General features: G+C 60.5%; 12 protein-coding genes. 5 read left to right on the plus strand and 7 right to left on the minus strand.

The window, feature by feature from the left end; translation table 11 throughout:
• Window positions 1-32: 32 nt before the first annotated feature.
• Both L3V85_RS02895 and L3V85_RS02900 read left to right on the plus strand, forming a co-directional pair.
• Window positions 33-1,271 (plus strand): AAA family ATPase, encoded by a 1,239-nt coding sequence (locus L3V85_RS02895; RefSeq protein WP_237677924.1) that lies wholly within the window; start codon window positions 33-35, stop codon window positions 1,269-1,271.
• On the plus strand, window positions 1,268-1,996 hold the full coding sequence (locus tag L3V85_RS02900) for an HNH endonuclease (protein WP_237677925.1): 729 nt from the start codon (window positions 1,268-1,270) through the stop codon (window positions 1,994-1,996). The genes L3V85_RS02895 and L3V85_RS02900 overlap by 4 nt, the downstream gene beginning before the upstream one ends.
• A gap of 138 nt (window positions 1,997-2,134) precedes the next feature.
• On the opposite strand, the gene L3V85_RS02905 is transcribed toward L3V85_RS02900, so the two are convergent.
• Window positions 2,135-3,478, minus strand: a complete 1,344-nt coding sequence (locus L3V85_RS02905) for an SAM-dependent methyltransferase (RefSeq protein ID WP_237677926.1) — start codon at window positions 3,476-3,478, stop codon at window positions 2,135-2,137.
• A 55-nt stretch (window positions 3,479-3,533) separates the two neighbouring features.
• Between L3V85_RS02905 and L3V85_RS02910 the strand changes: the two genes are divergently transcribed.
• Window positions 3,534-3,905, plus strand: a complete 372-nt coding sequence (locus L3V85_RS02910; RefSeq protein ID WP_237677927.1) for a hypothetical protein — start codon at window positions 3,534-3,536, stop codon at window positions 3,903-3,905.
• 208 nt (window positions 3,906-4,113) lie between these two features.
• Here L3V85_RS02910 and L3V85_RS02915 read toward each other — a convergent pair whose 3' ends face one another.
• The 3 genes from L3V85_RS02915 to L3V85_RS02925 form a co-directional block, all read right to left on the minus strand.
• Window positions 4,114-4,920, minus strand: a complete 807-nt coding sequence (locus tag L3V85_RS02915) for a hypothetical protein (protein ID WP_237677928.1) — start codon at window positions 4,918-4,920, stop codon at window positions 4,114-4,116.
• A gap of 286 nt (window positions 4,921-5,206) precedes the next feature.
• The gene (locus L3V85_RS02920) at window positions 5,207-5,806 is read right to left on the minus strand and encodes a hypothetical protein (protein WP_237677929.1); all 600 of its coding nucleotides are present in this window, start codon (window positions 5,804-5,806) and stop codon (window positions 5,207-5,209) included.
• 46 nt (window positions 5,807-5,852) lie between these two features.
• A complete protein-coding gene (locus L3V85_RS02925; protein WP_237677930.1) occupies window positions 5,853-7,883 on the minus strand; it encodes an AAA family ATPase in 2,031 nt (676 codons plus the stop codon).
• 355 nt (window positions 7,884-8,238) lie between these two features.
• Between L3V85_RS02925 and L3V85_RS02930 the strand changes: the two genes are divergently transcribed.
• Complete coding sequence (locus L3V85_RS02930) at window positions 8,239-9,573, plus strand: SAM-dependent methyltransferase (RefSeq protein WP_237677931.1); 1,335 nt, start codon at window positions 8,239-8,241, stop codon at window positions 9,571-9,573.
• 750 nt (window positions 9,574-10,323) lie between these two features.
• Window positions 10,324-11,298 carry a LysR family transcriptional regulator gene (locus L3V85_RS02935; protein WP_237677932.1) on the plus strand — a complete coding sequence of 325 codons (975 nt, stop codon included), beginning with the start codon at window positions 10,324-10,326 and terminating at the stop codon, window positions 11,296-11,298.
• On the opposite strand, the gene L3V85_RS02940 is transcribed toward L3V85_RS02935, so the two are convergent.
• Genes L3V85_RS02940 through speD form a run of 3 tightly spaced genes read right to left on the minus strand, consistent with a single transcriptional unit; the run spans window position 11,240 to window position 13,739 of the window.
• On the minus strand, window positions 11,240-12,637 hold the full coding sequence (locus L3V85_RS02940; protein WP_237677933.1) for an aminopeptidase P N-terminal domain-containing protein: 1,398 nt from the start codon (window positions 12,635-12,637) through the stop codon (window positions 11,240-11,242). The two genes, L3V85_RS02935 and L3V85_RS02940, sit on opposite strands and share 59 nt — an antisense overlap.
• Window positions 12,634-13,344 carry a nucleotidyltransferase family protein gene (locus L3V85_RS02945; protein WP_237677934.1) on the minus strand — a complete coding sequence of 237 codons (711 nt, stop codon included), beginning with the start codon at window positions 13,342-13,344 and terminating at the stop codon, window positions 12,634-12,636. The genes L3V85_RS02940 and L3V85_RS02945 overlap by 4 nt, the downstream gene beginning before the upstream one ends.
• A 14-nt stretch (window positions 13,345-13,358) precedes the next feature.
• Window positions 13,359-13,739 carry an adenosylmethionine decarboxylase gene (speD, locus tag L3V85_RS02950; protein WP_237677935.1) on the minus strand — a complete coding sequence of 127 codons (381 nt, stop codon included), beginning with the start codon at window positions 13,737-13,739 and terminating at the stop codon, window positions 13,359-13,361.
• Between the last annotated feature and the right edge of the window lie 92 nt (window positions 13,740-13,831).

Genomic DNA, 13,831 nt, shown 5'->3' on the forward strand with positions numbered 1-13,831 from the left:
GCGTGAGGACTGAGGGCCCGTTAAATTCAGCAATGGAGCAACTGCTTGACCTGCTGCAGGCGCGAGTCGCGGCGTCGACGCGGAGCACTCGAGAAGGCCAAGTTACTTACATCATCGGGAACAACGGCACTGGAAAAAGCCGTGTACTGGGAGAGCTGGCAGAGCGCTTGAGCATCATGCGACCGGCGCGAACCGTGGCTTGCATCGCCAGCTCAATTCAAGACCGCTTCAAGTATGGCGACAGCGGGCGAGTGCGTTATCTGGGTGCTCGAAACACGACGAACGCTGTCTTCCTCTCGGCCATCGATCGCCAGCTTAGTCGGTTGATCCTGCGGGCGATGGTGATAGATCGCGAACTCTTCGGCGCTTTGTGTAAGACGGTGACCATGGATTTGGCTTTCAGGCTCGGGAAAGACGTCGAGATTCAAGTGAAGAAAAACCTCGAAGTACAACCCGAACGCGGCAAGGGAAGAAGGAAGGCCAACACTTTCAGGGCACTTGGCGCCGCGAGACCTATGGCGGTTCTTCGTCGCATCGCCGAAGGACCAGGTCGATTTGAACGCTTAACCGAGGTTCAAATTCGCTTACTTCTTCAGTATCTTGAACTGGGTATCGACATCGAGCTGGATGTTGTGCTTAAAGATGGGACGTCGCTGAACTTCGGGCAGCTCAGTACGGGTGAGCAAAACAGAATGCTGGTGCTTGCGAAAATGCTCAGCGTGATGGAGCAAGGCGCAGTCTTTCTGATCGATGAGCCTGAGGTGAGTCTGCATCTGCACTGGCAGATGAGGTTCCACGAGACGATGATGGAACTCTTATCGAGGCTGACGCGATTTCATGTCGTGGTCGCCACGCACGCACCGGTCGTCATCAGCGAGGCGGCAAAGTATGACCCCCTCAGCCAGAGAAACCTCGTCGCCATCTTGCGCCACGACGTCGAAGAGGGCGAGCGACCTGGTGACGTGGCCCCAGGCACCGGCGAGGTGACCCTGGAGACTCACAGCTTTGCTGAGGTCGCAAGCCACGATCAATTGGTGCTGAGGTATTTTCAGTCATCCCCGTACCATGCTCGAGAGATCAGCGTGGAGATTGCGGACACCGTTTTGCGCGTCGCGGAAGGCGTCAAAGAATCGCCCGAGGCAGTGGCCCTTCTTAAGCGGCTAAAAGCGACAGAAGGGCTTTCCGAAGAGACTCAGGGGCAGATCGACGAAGCCATTTCCCTCGTTCGTCGTGATTGGGTACGTTCCATTAAGGGGAGCGAACCCGAATGAACTCGCTCTGTACCGACGAACAGAAGAAGCACCTTCTCAAGCTGACGACGCTGGTCCGCGACGGAAAGCTCAGCGGGCCGGAGGCATGGTCCGCATTCTCGGCACCAGCAAAAAAGAAAAAGTTCAAGGGCGAACGGGCGAGAACGAAGAGTTTCGTCTTCGCCGAGCCGGAGGTGCAGACCTATAAGGACCTTCGGCGGGTGGTCCAAAGCAAGCTCTTCGAGAGATGTGGCGGCAGTTGCTCGTACTGCCGGCGTTCCGTCGGACACTACGGATGGGCGTGGCATATTGAGCATGTCCTGCCCAAATCGAGGTACCCTGCTAAGGCGTTTTTGCTCTCCAATCTCACCGTGGGCTGTGTCCACTGCAACATGTGGAAGGGCACCAGTGTCGACAGGCAGCTTAAGACGCAGAAACTTCCGATCATCAATCCGGTCGAGTTGGGTTTCCAATACTCCAAGCACCTGAACTTCGTGCAGATCGGCACCGAATCGTTGAGCTTTGCGAAGTATTTTCCTCATTCGAAGGAGGGTCACACGACGTACGAATTGCTGTCATTCAAGGAGCTCGAGCGAGCACATGCGATTAACGGGCTTGATGGCTCTGCTGCTGCACTGCATGAGCGAATCACGCGCGGGATGCAAATTGGGTTGGCCGCTGCAGAGGGACTGCAGTTCGCGGCGCTTCTCCAACAGCTGAAGGCGTCGATCTACAACTTGCCTTGACTAGCCATGTCAGCGATCTTCGAGTGAGTTCAACCGAACGGCAGTTCCGAATGATCGAGGATGCCGGTGTCTGCTTCGGGGGGCATTTGGGTCACTTCCAGCGTGGTTCCCGAGACCGGTGGTCTCGCGAAGCTGCGGTCAAAGACCGAGCTCAACGATGCATTCGCGCAAATGGTGGCTGCCACCCTGCTGGGCGCTTGCCCGCATCTTGCGGACTTCGTAGACCTCGGCACGCTTGAATCCCAGTTTCTTGGCGAGTTCGCTGAGAATCTGCGGAACATCGATCAGGACGCCGGCGTAGCGTGAATCACCCACCACCATCATCACTTTGCCGCGCGGCGTGACTAGCCGTGCGCACTGAACCATAACCTGCTCGAGATCTCGAAAGTAGCCTTCGACCATCCTAGGAATGCGATGGTCCCAAAGCGAAGATTTCGCAGCCTCCAGAGCCACAGAAGCCTTTGCAAGCGTCGGACTTGCGCCAGTGGGCTTCCCGAATTCGCGATCGATCTGCACATGCGAGCGCAGCGTCGCGTTGCGCAGGTCCGCGTTGTGGATACGGGTGGTCAGGTAGCCAAGCGTCCAGAGCTCCACATTGTAAATATCCGTGTAGTCGAACGAGTTCGGATACGGCGGAGAAAAAACGATCAAGTCCGCCGGCTGCTGCACCTGGGCGAGCATGCTCCGCGAATCACCTTGCAGGAGTGTGGTGCGCGGCTGCGGGCGCTCTTCAAACCTCTGCACGTCTTCGAAGGCCAGATCGAAGCAGCGGGTGAAGGCGGCGTCGAGCTGCGCTGGCGTGCTCTGGTTATCCAGCCACGACTTACGGTAGCGCCGGCCTTTGCCATTCACATACACGTTGGAGCACTCGATCAGCACCGACCCCAACACTACTCGGAAGAACTGCTGCAACGGCAACTCCTCGATCATCGAGATGCAGCTCAAATATTGCGAAATGCGCTCTGCCATCGCATGAGAAAAGATCCATCGATCCTTCGTGAAGTCTTCAATGAAGGTTGGGGGCAAATGGCCCAGCAAGCTCAGGTCCGCAGGCACGGCTTCGAGGCGCTGTGCGAACAGCACCGCTTCTTGCATGAGTTGCTCGGCGGCCAGCGCCGCGAGCTTGGACGCGATCACATCCGCGAGAAAGGGGTTGATCTCGATCGTGGTGACGTCGATGTCTAGGAGTTGGCATGTGATCGCGGTAGTGCCAGACCCTCCGAACGGGTCGATCACGTGTTTCGGCTTGAAACCCAGTGTGTGGATCGCGCTGGAGACGAACTCCGGGGAGAAGGCCTCCTTGAAGTGAAACCAGCGTTGAAACGCCGTGGACTGCGCCGCTTGATTCGTCGTCACCAAGGACTCGCCAGGCAATGCAGTGTCGCTCGGCTGCCAAGCCTTGGGCTTAACGCCGGCGAAGTCAGGCGCCACCGCAAAGTGCTGATGGAGCGTGGCGAGATAACGGTCAGGTGGATTGCGCATGGCGGGTGAAGTATCTTAGATGATATTATCAATTTAATACTGATAATATGCAAGCGTGACTCGCCCGAAGAAAGACACCCAAATCCTCGCCGGCATGTGCGCGAGGTTGGTAGCAGTCATCGATCAGCTTGAGCTCAGCGATTCGAAGCTCAGCAAGCATCTCGGCTATTCGAACCAGACGACTCTGGCGAAGGCCCGTCGCGGAGAAACCTTTCCGGACGTCGAACGACTGTCCCGTTTAGCAGCGCTGAAAGTACGAGGCGCGCACGCCAACCTGCACTGGATCATCACTGGCCGCGGCAGCCCCTTTCTTCCTGGCGTCGACGGCGCGGACGACCCGGCCACGACCACTGCGCTAAACGTGCTGGCCGTTGCACGGACCAAGGCCAAGAGTGCGCCTACCCAAGTCGCTCCGCCTCGACCTTAGAGCCCGAAAGGCGGACCGGCGGCCGACACGCAAGCCGGGCGCTCTCGGCTGCGTGGGAGTGGAGTGCCGTACTTTCCCCGCGCGACGGAGCTTACGTATCGGATCACACGCAATCGAGTCGCCAGTGTTGGACTTGTTCGGCGTTGCCTTAAGCTGGGAGGAAGGTCATGGCGCGCCGTGGGGGCGCCATGACATACTTTGCGACGCCCTATCCCTTGTTCTTAGGCGCACTCGCTGCGGCCAACTTCCTCTCGGCACAGGCATCGCGCCAGTCTTGCGAAGACCGATAGAGATACCAGCGCTTAAGACGGATTGAAAAGGTCGCGGCCCTATCCTTGACGTGTACGAAAGTTGCGTCGTCGCCAGGGTCATCTTTGCGCATATCGAAGCAACAGAGCATACGGATCAGGCTGTTATTGGCGACACCGTAGGCGTTCGCCTGATTGACACCTTCGATGATGGCGTCATTCACGGCATCTTGGCTGTAGGGGGCGCCCGTTGACCCGAAACTGCGCAGAACCTTTAGTTCGAGCAACGCATGATGGTAGATCGTGCCAGCGGGACCGGTACGATCATCGACGATCTCAAGATCCGTGCGTCCAACTTTGCCCGCCTGCTCTTGCCGAATCGTGCACCACATGAATCGCCCGACGAGCGCATGTCGAATCATCTGTTGCACCGTGCGTTCAGCCTGCTCGACCGGATGCCACTTCTCTGGTTTCTCCCAAAGTTTTATGGGACCCATATTGTCTGGAGTGCAGAGCTCACTTCGATAGATCGCCTCCAGAGTAGCCAAAACCTCTTCCTCGGCGATCTTGCCGAAGTTAAGTTCGACGTAGCGCACCTCATCAGTTCGCGTTCCCTTTGGGTAATAGCTCAGCGAAGAGCCATCTTCCGAGGGCACGTAGATAAACGCGGGGCGGTCGTCGAACCCGAGCGCGGCGATCCGGCCAAATAAATCGTTGTCGTCCCCATCGTGTTCCTCCAAAGCGCTGCTATGCGCCAGAGCGGTCACGAAATGCAAGCGATTTGAGAGACGCCTACTACCCGTGTGTATGAGCCGGTCAAACGTCCTTTCCAACGAGAGCACACGCTGTTCTTCCGCGTTGACCAAAATGAACCCGGCCGCGCCCGAAGTCTCGGCGCTTGCATGTCGCTCGCGCCTTCTGATCATTCGCGAGACATGCACTTGAAAACGCGTTTCGTCGGGTAGGTCCTCCACATCGCCTCTGTCTGCTCGAAGGGCGGTGGTAAGAACGGCCCTATCGCCCTCCCAAGAGCCTAGCTCAAGTGTTGACGCGCTAGCGACCATTGGCGGCCTTCCTCTGCACGTGCTCGATGTACATGAAGATTCGCTCAGCAGGCTGCAGATGTTCGCCGGGCCGAAAGGACAATGCGGCGTTGCGAGAGAAGTTAGTGCGGGTGGGGTCAGCCCACTGCCCGAAATCGATCACTTCATTGTTGTCGACGTCGTGGTCCGCGTAGCGGGCATCAAACACGAATGCTCGGCCAAGCTCCTGATCTGACAACATGCTATAGGCGGAGCACAGCTCTTCGATGAAGAACGGTTCACCCGTATCTGCATAGGCTTGCTTGTAAGCGTCAAGCGTGCCGCGAGCCAGTTCGTAATTGACGCGGTAGTTCGCATGCAGTCGGTAGCGACCTTCCTCGGGGATAAACACGTATCGGATGTCAGATGCGAACACCATGCCGCGCCCCACCAATACATCAATGGTTTCCTGCAGCTCGGGGTAGTAGGGGCCGCCTTGGCGCTTCAAGAGGCTTGCACTGAAGGGCGCCAGTTCGAACACCGGCGCCAAGACATTTGACAGGTACGCCAACTCATGCACAACGCGGAGCGGGGACACGAAGATTGATGCGCCTGACAATGCGTCAAGCAATGCCAGCACTCGAAGTGGCCGCTGACGGTGCTCCAAGGAGCTTGGATCAGACACCGGCGGCATGGTTCACGGACTTCGCGATATCAGCAAATAGCTCGTCACGCAGTTCGTCATACTCTTTCTCCATAATCGACATAGCCTTCGTAGGAACCCCTGCCCTGAAGAGATCTACGATGCGACCGATGCGCTTCAGCGGGTCTGGCTCTGCGGCCTTCAGCGCCGCCGGTATCAATTTTCCGGCAGCAAGATTGGAAGTGACGATGAGTCGATTCGACGCGTTGTCGTTAGCGAACTTGGCGAGCACCTTTGCGGCACGATTGACGAACACAGCATCCAGTGAAGACTCGGGTGCATCGATGATCATCGTCGACGCCTGACTGTTGGAGCCCACCTTGACGAGCGCCATGCGGAACGCGAGGTCTATGAACTCACGCTGGCTCTCCGAAACTTGATCCGGACTGTCACGTCGCACCACGGAGGAAAAGTTGGCTCCGGTCATCTCAACGCTGAACGACGGATATTCAATAGGTGAGAGCACGCGGCCGTCCGTCCCAGCTTGACCAAGTTGCACACGCATAGGAGTCCAAGACAGCGAAGCTGTTTCGAGCAGAAAGCCGTTCGCAATCTCGTCGAATTCCGCCTTGAGACGTTCGGCAAATTCGCCGACCTGCCGTCGGTACTGGTTCATCTGGCCAGCGAAGGCTTCGCGTTTGACCTGCAGATCAGCGCGTAGCTGGCCCGCGCGCTTCTTAAGATCCGCCATTCCGTCGCTTTGCCGGCGCGCGACCTGCTCGTAAGGCGGAAGCTGACGCACGAGCGCGCTGACCTCTTCCTGGAGGGTCGAAACATCGACGTTGAGCTGGGCTAAGTTGCGCATCGCGCCGTCGAACTCTTTCGCCGATTTGTCTAAAGCTGCGCGTTGAGCCTCTGCAGTGATCGCTGCCTCTTCTACTTTGGTGCGCAGCGCGCCAACACGCTCGTCGGTGAGATTGATGGGATCGGCGAGGCGAGGTGCGACGTCAGCATCGCAGAGCACACAGTGCTTGTTGTCAATCGCATGGAGCATCTGCTCCCGCTTCTGGGTGCGACCTGGCGTGTGACAAACGATGCATACATCATCAGTCATCAGGCGCGAAAATATGTAGCGCATTGACTCGTCAGCAGACGGAAATCTGGCCTCCACGGCGGACAATCTCGCCCGCTCCAACTCATGGATTGTGGCGTGAAGCACCTCGCTTGCGCGCAGCGATCCCAGCCGATACCGACGCCGCGCGTCGTCAAGCTCCTGGACGGCCTGGCTCAATTTATCTTGCCTGTCCATTGCCGCACGGTGGAGCGTCTCTTTGGACTTGAGGGAGGCGCGAACCTCGGGTGCGGCCTTGGAAAGACCGTCGTTCTTCCGCTCCTCCTGTTCTTCGCGACCAAGTGCGGCACTCAGATTGCGCATGCGAGTGTCTAGTTCCAGAATCTCGCGCTCCGCGCGGATCCAGTCAGCTGCCTGCGAAGGCTGCAGAAAAAGGCAGCGCAGCAGCTGCCGCTGCGCTGACGGGTCCCATACCAGCATTCGTCGGTCCTCGAAGAAGAAGACCATCGTGCGCAGAATGAATATCCACTCGCCCAAGGCATTTATGTTCGACGCCGAGAGGATAGCGTTCTGCAGTAGTTCTTCATCGTTGCGCTCGGGCGCATCATCAACCTTAAATGACAGCAGATCCAGCTTGAGGAGCGAACGCGTCACTTCAAACTTCCTGCTGCCAATCGAAAACCGCAAAGTCGCCTGAGCGTCGAGAGCGTTGTCGTTCACACGAGCACTGAACGTCGATCGTCGCCTCGTGCTGAGTGCTTGACCGGTCAGTTGCGCCGTACCGATATTTCCGTCAGGCAAGCTGATGTCCCACGGGCCTGTCAGCATTCGAAACAGCAGGTTGACCAGCGTACTCTTGCCCAAACCATTCGCGCCGAGGACGACTGTCAAACCGGGCACCAGGCTCACGTCAAATATGCCATCCCGTTGCAAACCAGGATAAAGGCCAAAATGCCGAACCTGAAGGTGTTCGAGAATCGGCAACTCGGTCATGCTCGAGCCTCGGATGACGAAGGTTGATCGAAAAGCGGAACCTGCGCGCTATTGACGTGTGTCTGGTATGTCGTCATCGAGTCTTCCTTTTGCTGTCGGCTGCTCGGCTGTCGCCCTGAATCGACAAATCAGTATACGAAAGCGGCAGCTTTCCAGCCGCTCGGCACGGAAGGAAAGGTGTCGTCTGCTTCCGTGCTGAAGGGACGATTCCACCATTGCGGCGGGAGTGAGAGCATGGGAGTCATAGGCAACGCTCGCTTGCTCGTAGGGATATCTGCACGCAGAATCTTCATTCAAGTCGAATGCATCGATAGCTCGCCGCTCGGATGGCCAGCAAACGAGGAGCCCAGCGCCTATGAACGCAGCAGCGATCAGCTCATTCATCAATGCAAGCTGCCCCACACTGGGCATCTCCACGCGTCATAACTTCTCTGCGTGGCTGAAAGGGCTTGTGGAGGGGGCGCCAATGTCATCGAACGTGCCCAGCCACAAGCTACCTTTCCAGCGCTGGTACCGCTTCAAGGAGGCATTTTCGCCGCTGATGGTCGCTGAGTCGCTTAGCGGCTTGGGTTTTTGGCCATCGACCTGCCTCGATTGCTTCGGCGGCTCGGGAACCACTGCCTTGACCTCCCAGTTTCTCGGGATCAAATCCACGACGATCGAGGTGAATCCTTTCCTTGCAGATCTTGTTGAATCCAAACTGGCAACGTACGACCACCAATCACTCGTCGACGACTATGCTGAGGTGGTGAAGAAAATGAGCAGCCGGTCGGCCAGCCTGCGCTCAATCCGACATGAGCCGTGGCCGACCACAATGGTAGAACCTGGCCTGAAAGGCCGCTGGATCTTTCCCCGGGAAACGTTCCGTCGGATACTGACCGTTCGCGAGGCAATAGAGGAGGTCGCGAGCCCGGTCAACCAGCGGCTCCTACGCATTTTGCTTGGCAGCATCCTCGTGGACATGAGCAATGTAGTTATCAGCGGCAAGGGGCGCCGGTATCGGTCAAACTGGAACTCAACCCAGAAATCACCGCATGATGTCGTGGAGGCATTCAAGTCAGCGTTTCAGGTGGCGCTGTTCGACATTGCTGCACATGGCGCTCGGGCTTGCCAGTCGTACACCTTACTTCGGGGCGACTCTCGAATAGAGGTCGAGAAGGTCGTGCCCGTCGACGTCTGCCTTTTCTCGCCACCGTACCCCAATAGTTTCGACTACACGGACATCTATAACGTCGAACTTTGGGTGCTTGGCTACCTGAAGAGCAAGGCCGACAACACGAAGTTGCGCATCTCCACGATGCGGTCGCATGTTCAAATCAGCAGGGACATGACATGGGAGGGCTTGGACTCGCCTAAGCTGAACAGGACTGTGGCCGCCTTAAGGAGGAAGAGCGATGAGCTATGGGACCCGCACCTGCCCGACATGATTGGCGCGTACTTTGCCGACCTGATGCAAATACTTAAGTCCGTTCGAGGCAAGATGAACCCCGGCGGAGCCGTGCTAATGACCGTGGGCGATAGCCGTTACGCCGGCGTGTTGGTGGACGTAGGTGACATCTTGTGCGAACTCGCTGAAGGCGCTGGTTATGTCTGCGAAGACGTTACGCCTATTCGAGCGATGAAAACCAGCGCTCAGCAGGGATGGGTCGCCTCCCTGAGCGAGGATCTCGTTCGTCTGCGACCAAGCTAAAGGTCGATAAGAATATCGAAGCCATGCATGCATCGGCATCGGTATGAGGTACGACAGCGTGTTACGGACGGCCAAGGCGAGGAGGGTTGACTGTGGAACAGGTGCGGCATGCGCAGTCAAATACCTCGCGCGCTGTCGCGTGTAGAAGTTCTCCCGCACGGCCCTCTCACCCCTTCCAGTCCAGTCCCCAAGTTCATCTTTAAGCTTCGCTGCTTGCAGCGCCCTTTGAAGTCGCATGCCAAGTACAGTGCGGGCCAGCTGCTTGCCCTCAAGTGCCAAGAACAGCGCCGATTGGTCTGCGCCGATGAACCGTGGCCGGACCTGCTGGAGATAGGTGCGAAGCAGATTCAATGTCTTGGCCGCATTGCCCGGTCATCGACGCGCTGTTCAGTCCAGATGCGATCACGCAGTTGAGAAAGAGCAGATCGAGGCGCACTACGAGAGCTGTTGGAGAAAGGCCGAAGTACGTTTTCTTCGGGGTCGGAAATCCGGCGATATTTCCGGCCAAGGCCCCTGTCAACAACAACGAAACTATTTTGATGTCGTTAGCCAATATCCCCCTTGGAGATGGAGCGGAGGTGCCGCCAGTTAAGAACTAAATCTTGCGGGAAAGAACTTTATTTTTCAGTAAAGAACTCTATTTGACGGAGGCACGTCGCCGCGCCATGAGCCAAAGGTAGTTCGCGCATTGCTTCGGAAAAAGACAGATTGGGCGCATGCTTCATGAAGCCTGTCTTCATAATGAAAGCCATGTCGCCAGACCTGCTCCCCGCCATTTCCGCCTTCGCCCGCGTGGCCCATCACGCCAGCTTCACGCGTGCCGCGGAGGAACTGGGCGTATCGCCATCGGCCCTGTCGCAGACGCTGCGCGCGCTGGAGCAGCGCCTGGGCGTGCGCCTGCTCGACCGCACCACGCGGCGCGTGGGCGTCACCGAACTGGGGCTGCAGTTGCTGAACGGCGCGCGCCCGGCGCTCGATGCGCTGGCCCAGGCGGTGGAAGGCCTCGACGAGGCACGCGACAAGCCCGCGGGCCTGCTGCGGCTGAACGTCTCGCGGGTGGCGGCCGAGCTGCTGCTCTTCGCGCACATGGGCGACTTCGCCGATGCCTGGCCGGACATCACGCTCGAGCTGGTGTGCGACAACCGCATGGTCGACCTGGTGGAAGGCGGCTTCGACGCCGGCATCCGGCTCGGCGAAAGCCTGGCGCAGGACGTGGTCGCCGTGCCGGTGGGCGGCCCGCTGCGCATGGTCACCTTTGCCGCGCCGCGCTACCTGAAGGGCCGCAAGCCGCCGCGCGTGCCCGAAGACCTGCGCGAGCACCGGTGCCTGAACTACCGCCTGACCACGGGCGGCCTCTATCGCTGGGAATACGCGCAGGACGGGCGCGTGCTGGACATCGCGTTGCCCGGCCCGCTGATCAGCAACGACAGCGAGGTGTTGCTGGCGGCGGCGCGCGCGGGTGCCGGCATCACATCGGCTTTCGAAGGCGCGGTGCGCGAAGATTTCGAGAGCGGCCGCCTCGTGCCGCTGCTGGAGCCCTGGTGGCCGATTTTTCCGGGCTTCTACCTGTACCACCCGAGCCGCGCGCAGATGCCGCGCAAGCTGCGGGTGTTCATCGACTTCCTGCAGGCGCGGCATGCGCCGCCGCCGGTGTCGCAGCGGGCCGTCAGGCTCGCATCAGCGCCTCGATCTCGTCCGCCTTCACCGGCACGCCGCGCGAAATGAGTTCGCAGCCGGTGGCGGTGACGATGGCGTCGTCCTCGATGCGGATGCCGATGTTGTGGAACTGCTCCGGCACGCCGTCGGCGGGCCGCACGTAGATGCCGGGCTCCAGCGTCAGCACCATGCCCGGGTGCAGGATGCGGCTCGGGCGGTTCTTGATGACTTCGTTCGACAGCGGATCTTTTCGCTCGCTCACCTCGCCGACCTGCGTGGGCTCGACGTAGCTGCCGCAGTCGTGCACGTCCATGCCCAGCCAGTGGCCGGTGCGGTGCATGTAGAACTGGAAGTAGGCGCGCGAGTCGATCACGTCCTGCACGTTGCCGACCTTGTCGGCGTCCAGCAGGCCCAGGTCGAGCATGCCTTGCGACAGCACCTTCACGGCCGCGTCGTGCGGGTCGTTGAAGCGATTGCCGGCCTTGGTGGCGGCGGCCGCGGCGTCCTGGCTGGCCAGCACCAGGTCGTACAGCGCGCGCTGCGGGCCGGTGAACCTGCCGTCGGCCGGGAAGGTGCGCGTGATGTCGCTTGCGTAGCCGTCGAGTTCGCAGCCCGCGTCGATCAGCACCAGCTCTCCCTTGCGCACCGGCGCCGCGTCGGCGCGGTAGTGCAGCACGCAGGCGTTGGCACCGGCCGCGACGATGGAGTAGTACGCCGGGTACTGCGAGCCGCCGAGGCGGAACTCGTGCAGCAGCTCGGCGTCGAGGTGGTACTCGCGGGCGTCCTTGCCTTCGCGCAGCATGCGGGCCGACAGCTGCATCGCGCGCACGTGCGCGCGGGCGCTGATCTGCGCGGCGCGGCGCATGATGTCCTGTTCGTGCGCGTCTTTCACGAGGCGCATCTCGTCGAGCGGGCCGCACAGGTCGCGCTGCTCCTCGGGGCACAGCGCGCCGTAGCGCACGCGGGCGCGCACCGATTGCAGCCAGCCGTCGATGCGGGTCTCCAGGCCCTTGTGGATCGCGAACGGGAACCACACGGTCGAGCGGTTCTCGAGCAGCTTGGGCAGTTTCGTGTCGAGGTCGGCGGCCGAGAAAGCTTCATCGACGCCGAGGGCGGCCGGCGCCGCTTCGGGGCCGAGGCGGTAGCCGTCCCAGATCTCGCGCTCCAGGTCTTTCGGCGCGCAGAACAGCGTGGCGCGGCCGTCGCCCGCCAGCACCAGCCAGGCGTTCGGCTCGGTGAAGCCCGTCAGGTAATAGAAGTAGCTGTCGTGGCGGTAGAGGAAGTCGGTGTCGCGGTTGCGCGGACGCTCGGGCGCCGTGGGGATGATGGCGATGCCGTCCTTGCCCAGTTGCGAGGCGAGGCGCGCGCGGCGCTCGGCGTAGATCGTGGTGGTGTCTGCTGAGGTCATCTTGGCGTGTTCAGTTGGGCAAGCCGTTCGGGGGTTCCCACATCGGTCCAGGGGCCGGTGTAGAGCTCGGCGCTCACCAGTTCATTGTCCATCGCGGCACGCAGGATCGGCGCCAATGGGGCTTTGCGGCCGGCCGGGTTGCCGGCGGGGATGTCGCAGTACGGCGGCGCGAACAGCGGGGCGCGGTAGAGGCCAATGGTCGAGAAGGTGAACTTCTCGGGCGCCGTGTTCAACGCGAGGCCGTCCGGCGAGAGGCCGAAGTCGCCCTTCGTGTTGTGCGCCGGGTTCGGCACCAGCCACAGGTGCGCGAGCTTGCCGCTGGCGACAAAGCGATCGACCGCAGCCTGCGTGAAGACGAAGCCGGGCGCGAACACGTCGCCGGCCGCGACCCAGAACACATCGCCCAGCAGCGGCAGCGCGCGCACGATGCCGCCGGCCGTCTCGAGCGCGCCGCCAAAGTCGCGGCCCTCGTCGGAGTATGAAATCGATAGCGCGGTATGCCCGTCCAGCAAGGGCTTGGCGCCGAAGCGCTGCAAAACCTGCGTGCCCAGCCAGTCGGTGTTGACCACCAACTCGGTGAAGCCGCCGGCGGCCAGCGCCTCCATCGGCCACTGCATCAGCGGCTTGCCGCGCACTTCGAGCAGGGGCTTGGGGCAGGTGTCGGTCAATGGCCGCATGCGCTCGCCGCGCCCGGCGGCAAGGATCATGGCCCGCGCCGCGCTCACGCCGGGACCCGTCCGCGCTGAAGCTCGTTGCGCTCGCTGCGGCGGGGCTGGAACAGCGCCACAAGGCATTCCATCAGCGCATGCGCCTTGGCCGAATGGTCGCCGCTGAAGTTGCAGACGTACACGTCGAGCGTCACGCCGCGTTGCTCGGGCCAGGTGTGGATGCACAGGTGCGATTCGGCCAGCAGCACCGTGGCGGTGACGCCGCCCGGCCCCTGCGGCGTGGCCGGGAAACCGTGGAACAGCTTGCCCACCGCCTGCAGCCCGGCGGCCGAGACCGCCTTGAGGCAAACGGCCCCCAGGGCCTCCCGGTCGGTGAGCCATTGAAGGCCGCATTGGCAGTCGTGGAGGTCGGCGGTGAGGTGCAGCCCGTGCATGGGTGGCAACTCTAGCAGTCCGGCTGCCGCACAAGAACATCAGTCGGGTGTTCGGGCTGTATCGGCGGGCGTTCGGGCTCGCCCGGTAAAAT

This window comes from Variovorax paradoxus, from assembly GCF_022009635.1.
Lineage (GTDB): Bacteria > Pseudomonadota > Gammaproteobacteria > Burkholderiales > Burkholderiaceae_C > Variovorax.

What these genes read in the sequence shown, in the direction of transcription:
- L3V85_RS02945 (WP_237677934.1), bottom strand. Translation starts at nt 13,344, where the DNA reads ATGATCCTTGCCGCCGGGCGCGGCGAGCGCATGCGGCCATTGACCGAC.
- speD (WP_237677935.1), bottom strand. Translation starts at nt 13,739, where the DNA reads ATGCACGGGCTGCACCTCACCGCCGACCTCCACGACTGCCAATGCGGC.
- L3V85_RS02940 (WP_237677933.1), bottom strand. Translation starts at nt 12,637, where the DNA reads ATGACCTCAGCAGACACCACCACGATCTACGCCGAGCGCCGCGCGCGC.
- L3V85_RS02930 (WP_237677931.1), top strand. Translation starts at nt 8,239, where the DNA reads ATGAACGCAGCAGCGATCAGCTCATTCATCAATGCAAGCTGCCCCACA.
- L3V85_RS02895 (WP_237677924.1), top strand. Translation starts at nt 33, where the DNA reads ATGGAGCAACTGCTTGACCTGCTGCAGGCGCGAGTCGCGGCGTCGACG.
- L3V85_RS02900 (WP_237677925.1), top strand. Translation starts at nt 1,268, where the DNA reads ATGAACTCGCTCTGTACCGACGAACAGAAGAAGCACCTTCTCAAGCTG.
- L3V85_RS02905 (WP_237677926.1), bottom strand. Translation starts at nt 3,478, where the DNA reads ATGCGCAATCCACCTGACCGTTATCTCGCCACGCTCCATCAGCACTTT.
- L3V85_RS02935 (WP_237677932.1), top strand. Translation starts at nt 10,324, where the DNA reads ATGTCGCCAGACCTGCTCCCCGCCATTTCCGCCTTCGCCCGCGTGGCC.
- L3V85_RS02925 (WP_237677930.1), bottom strand. Translation starts at nt 7,883, where the DNA reads ATGACCGAGTTGCCGATTCTCGAACACCTTCAGGTTCGGCATTTTGGC.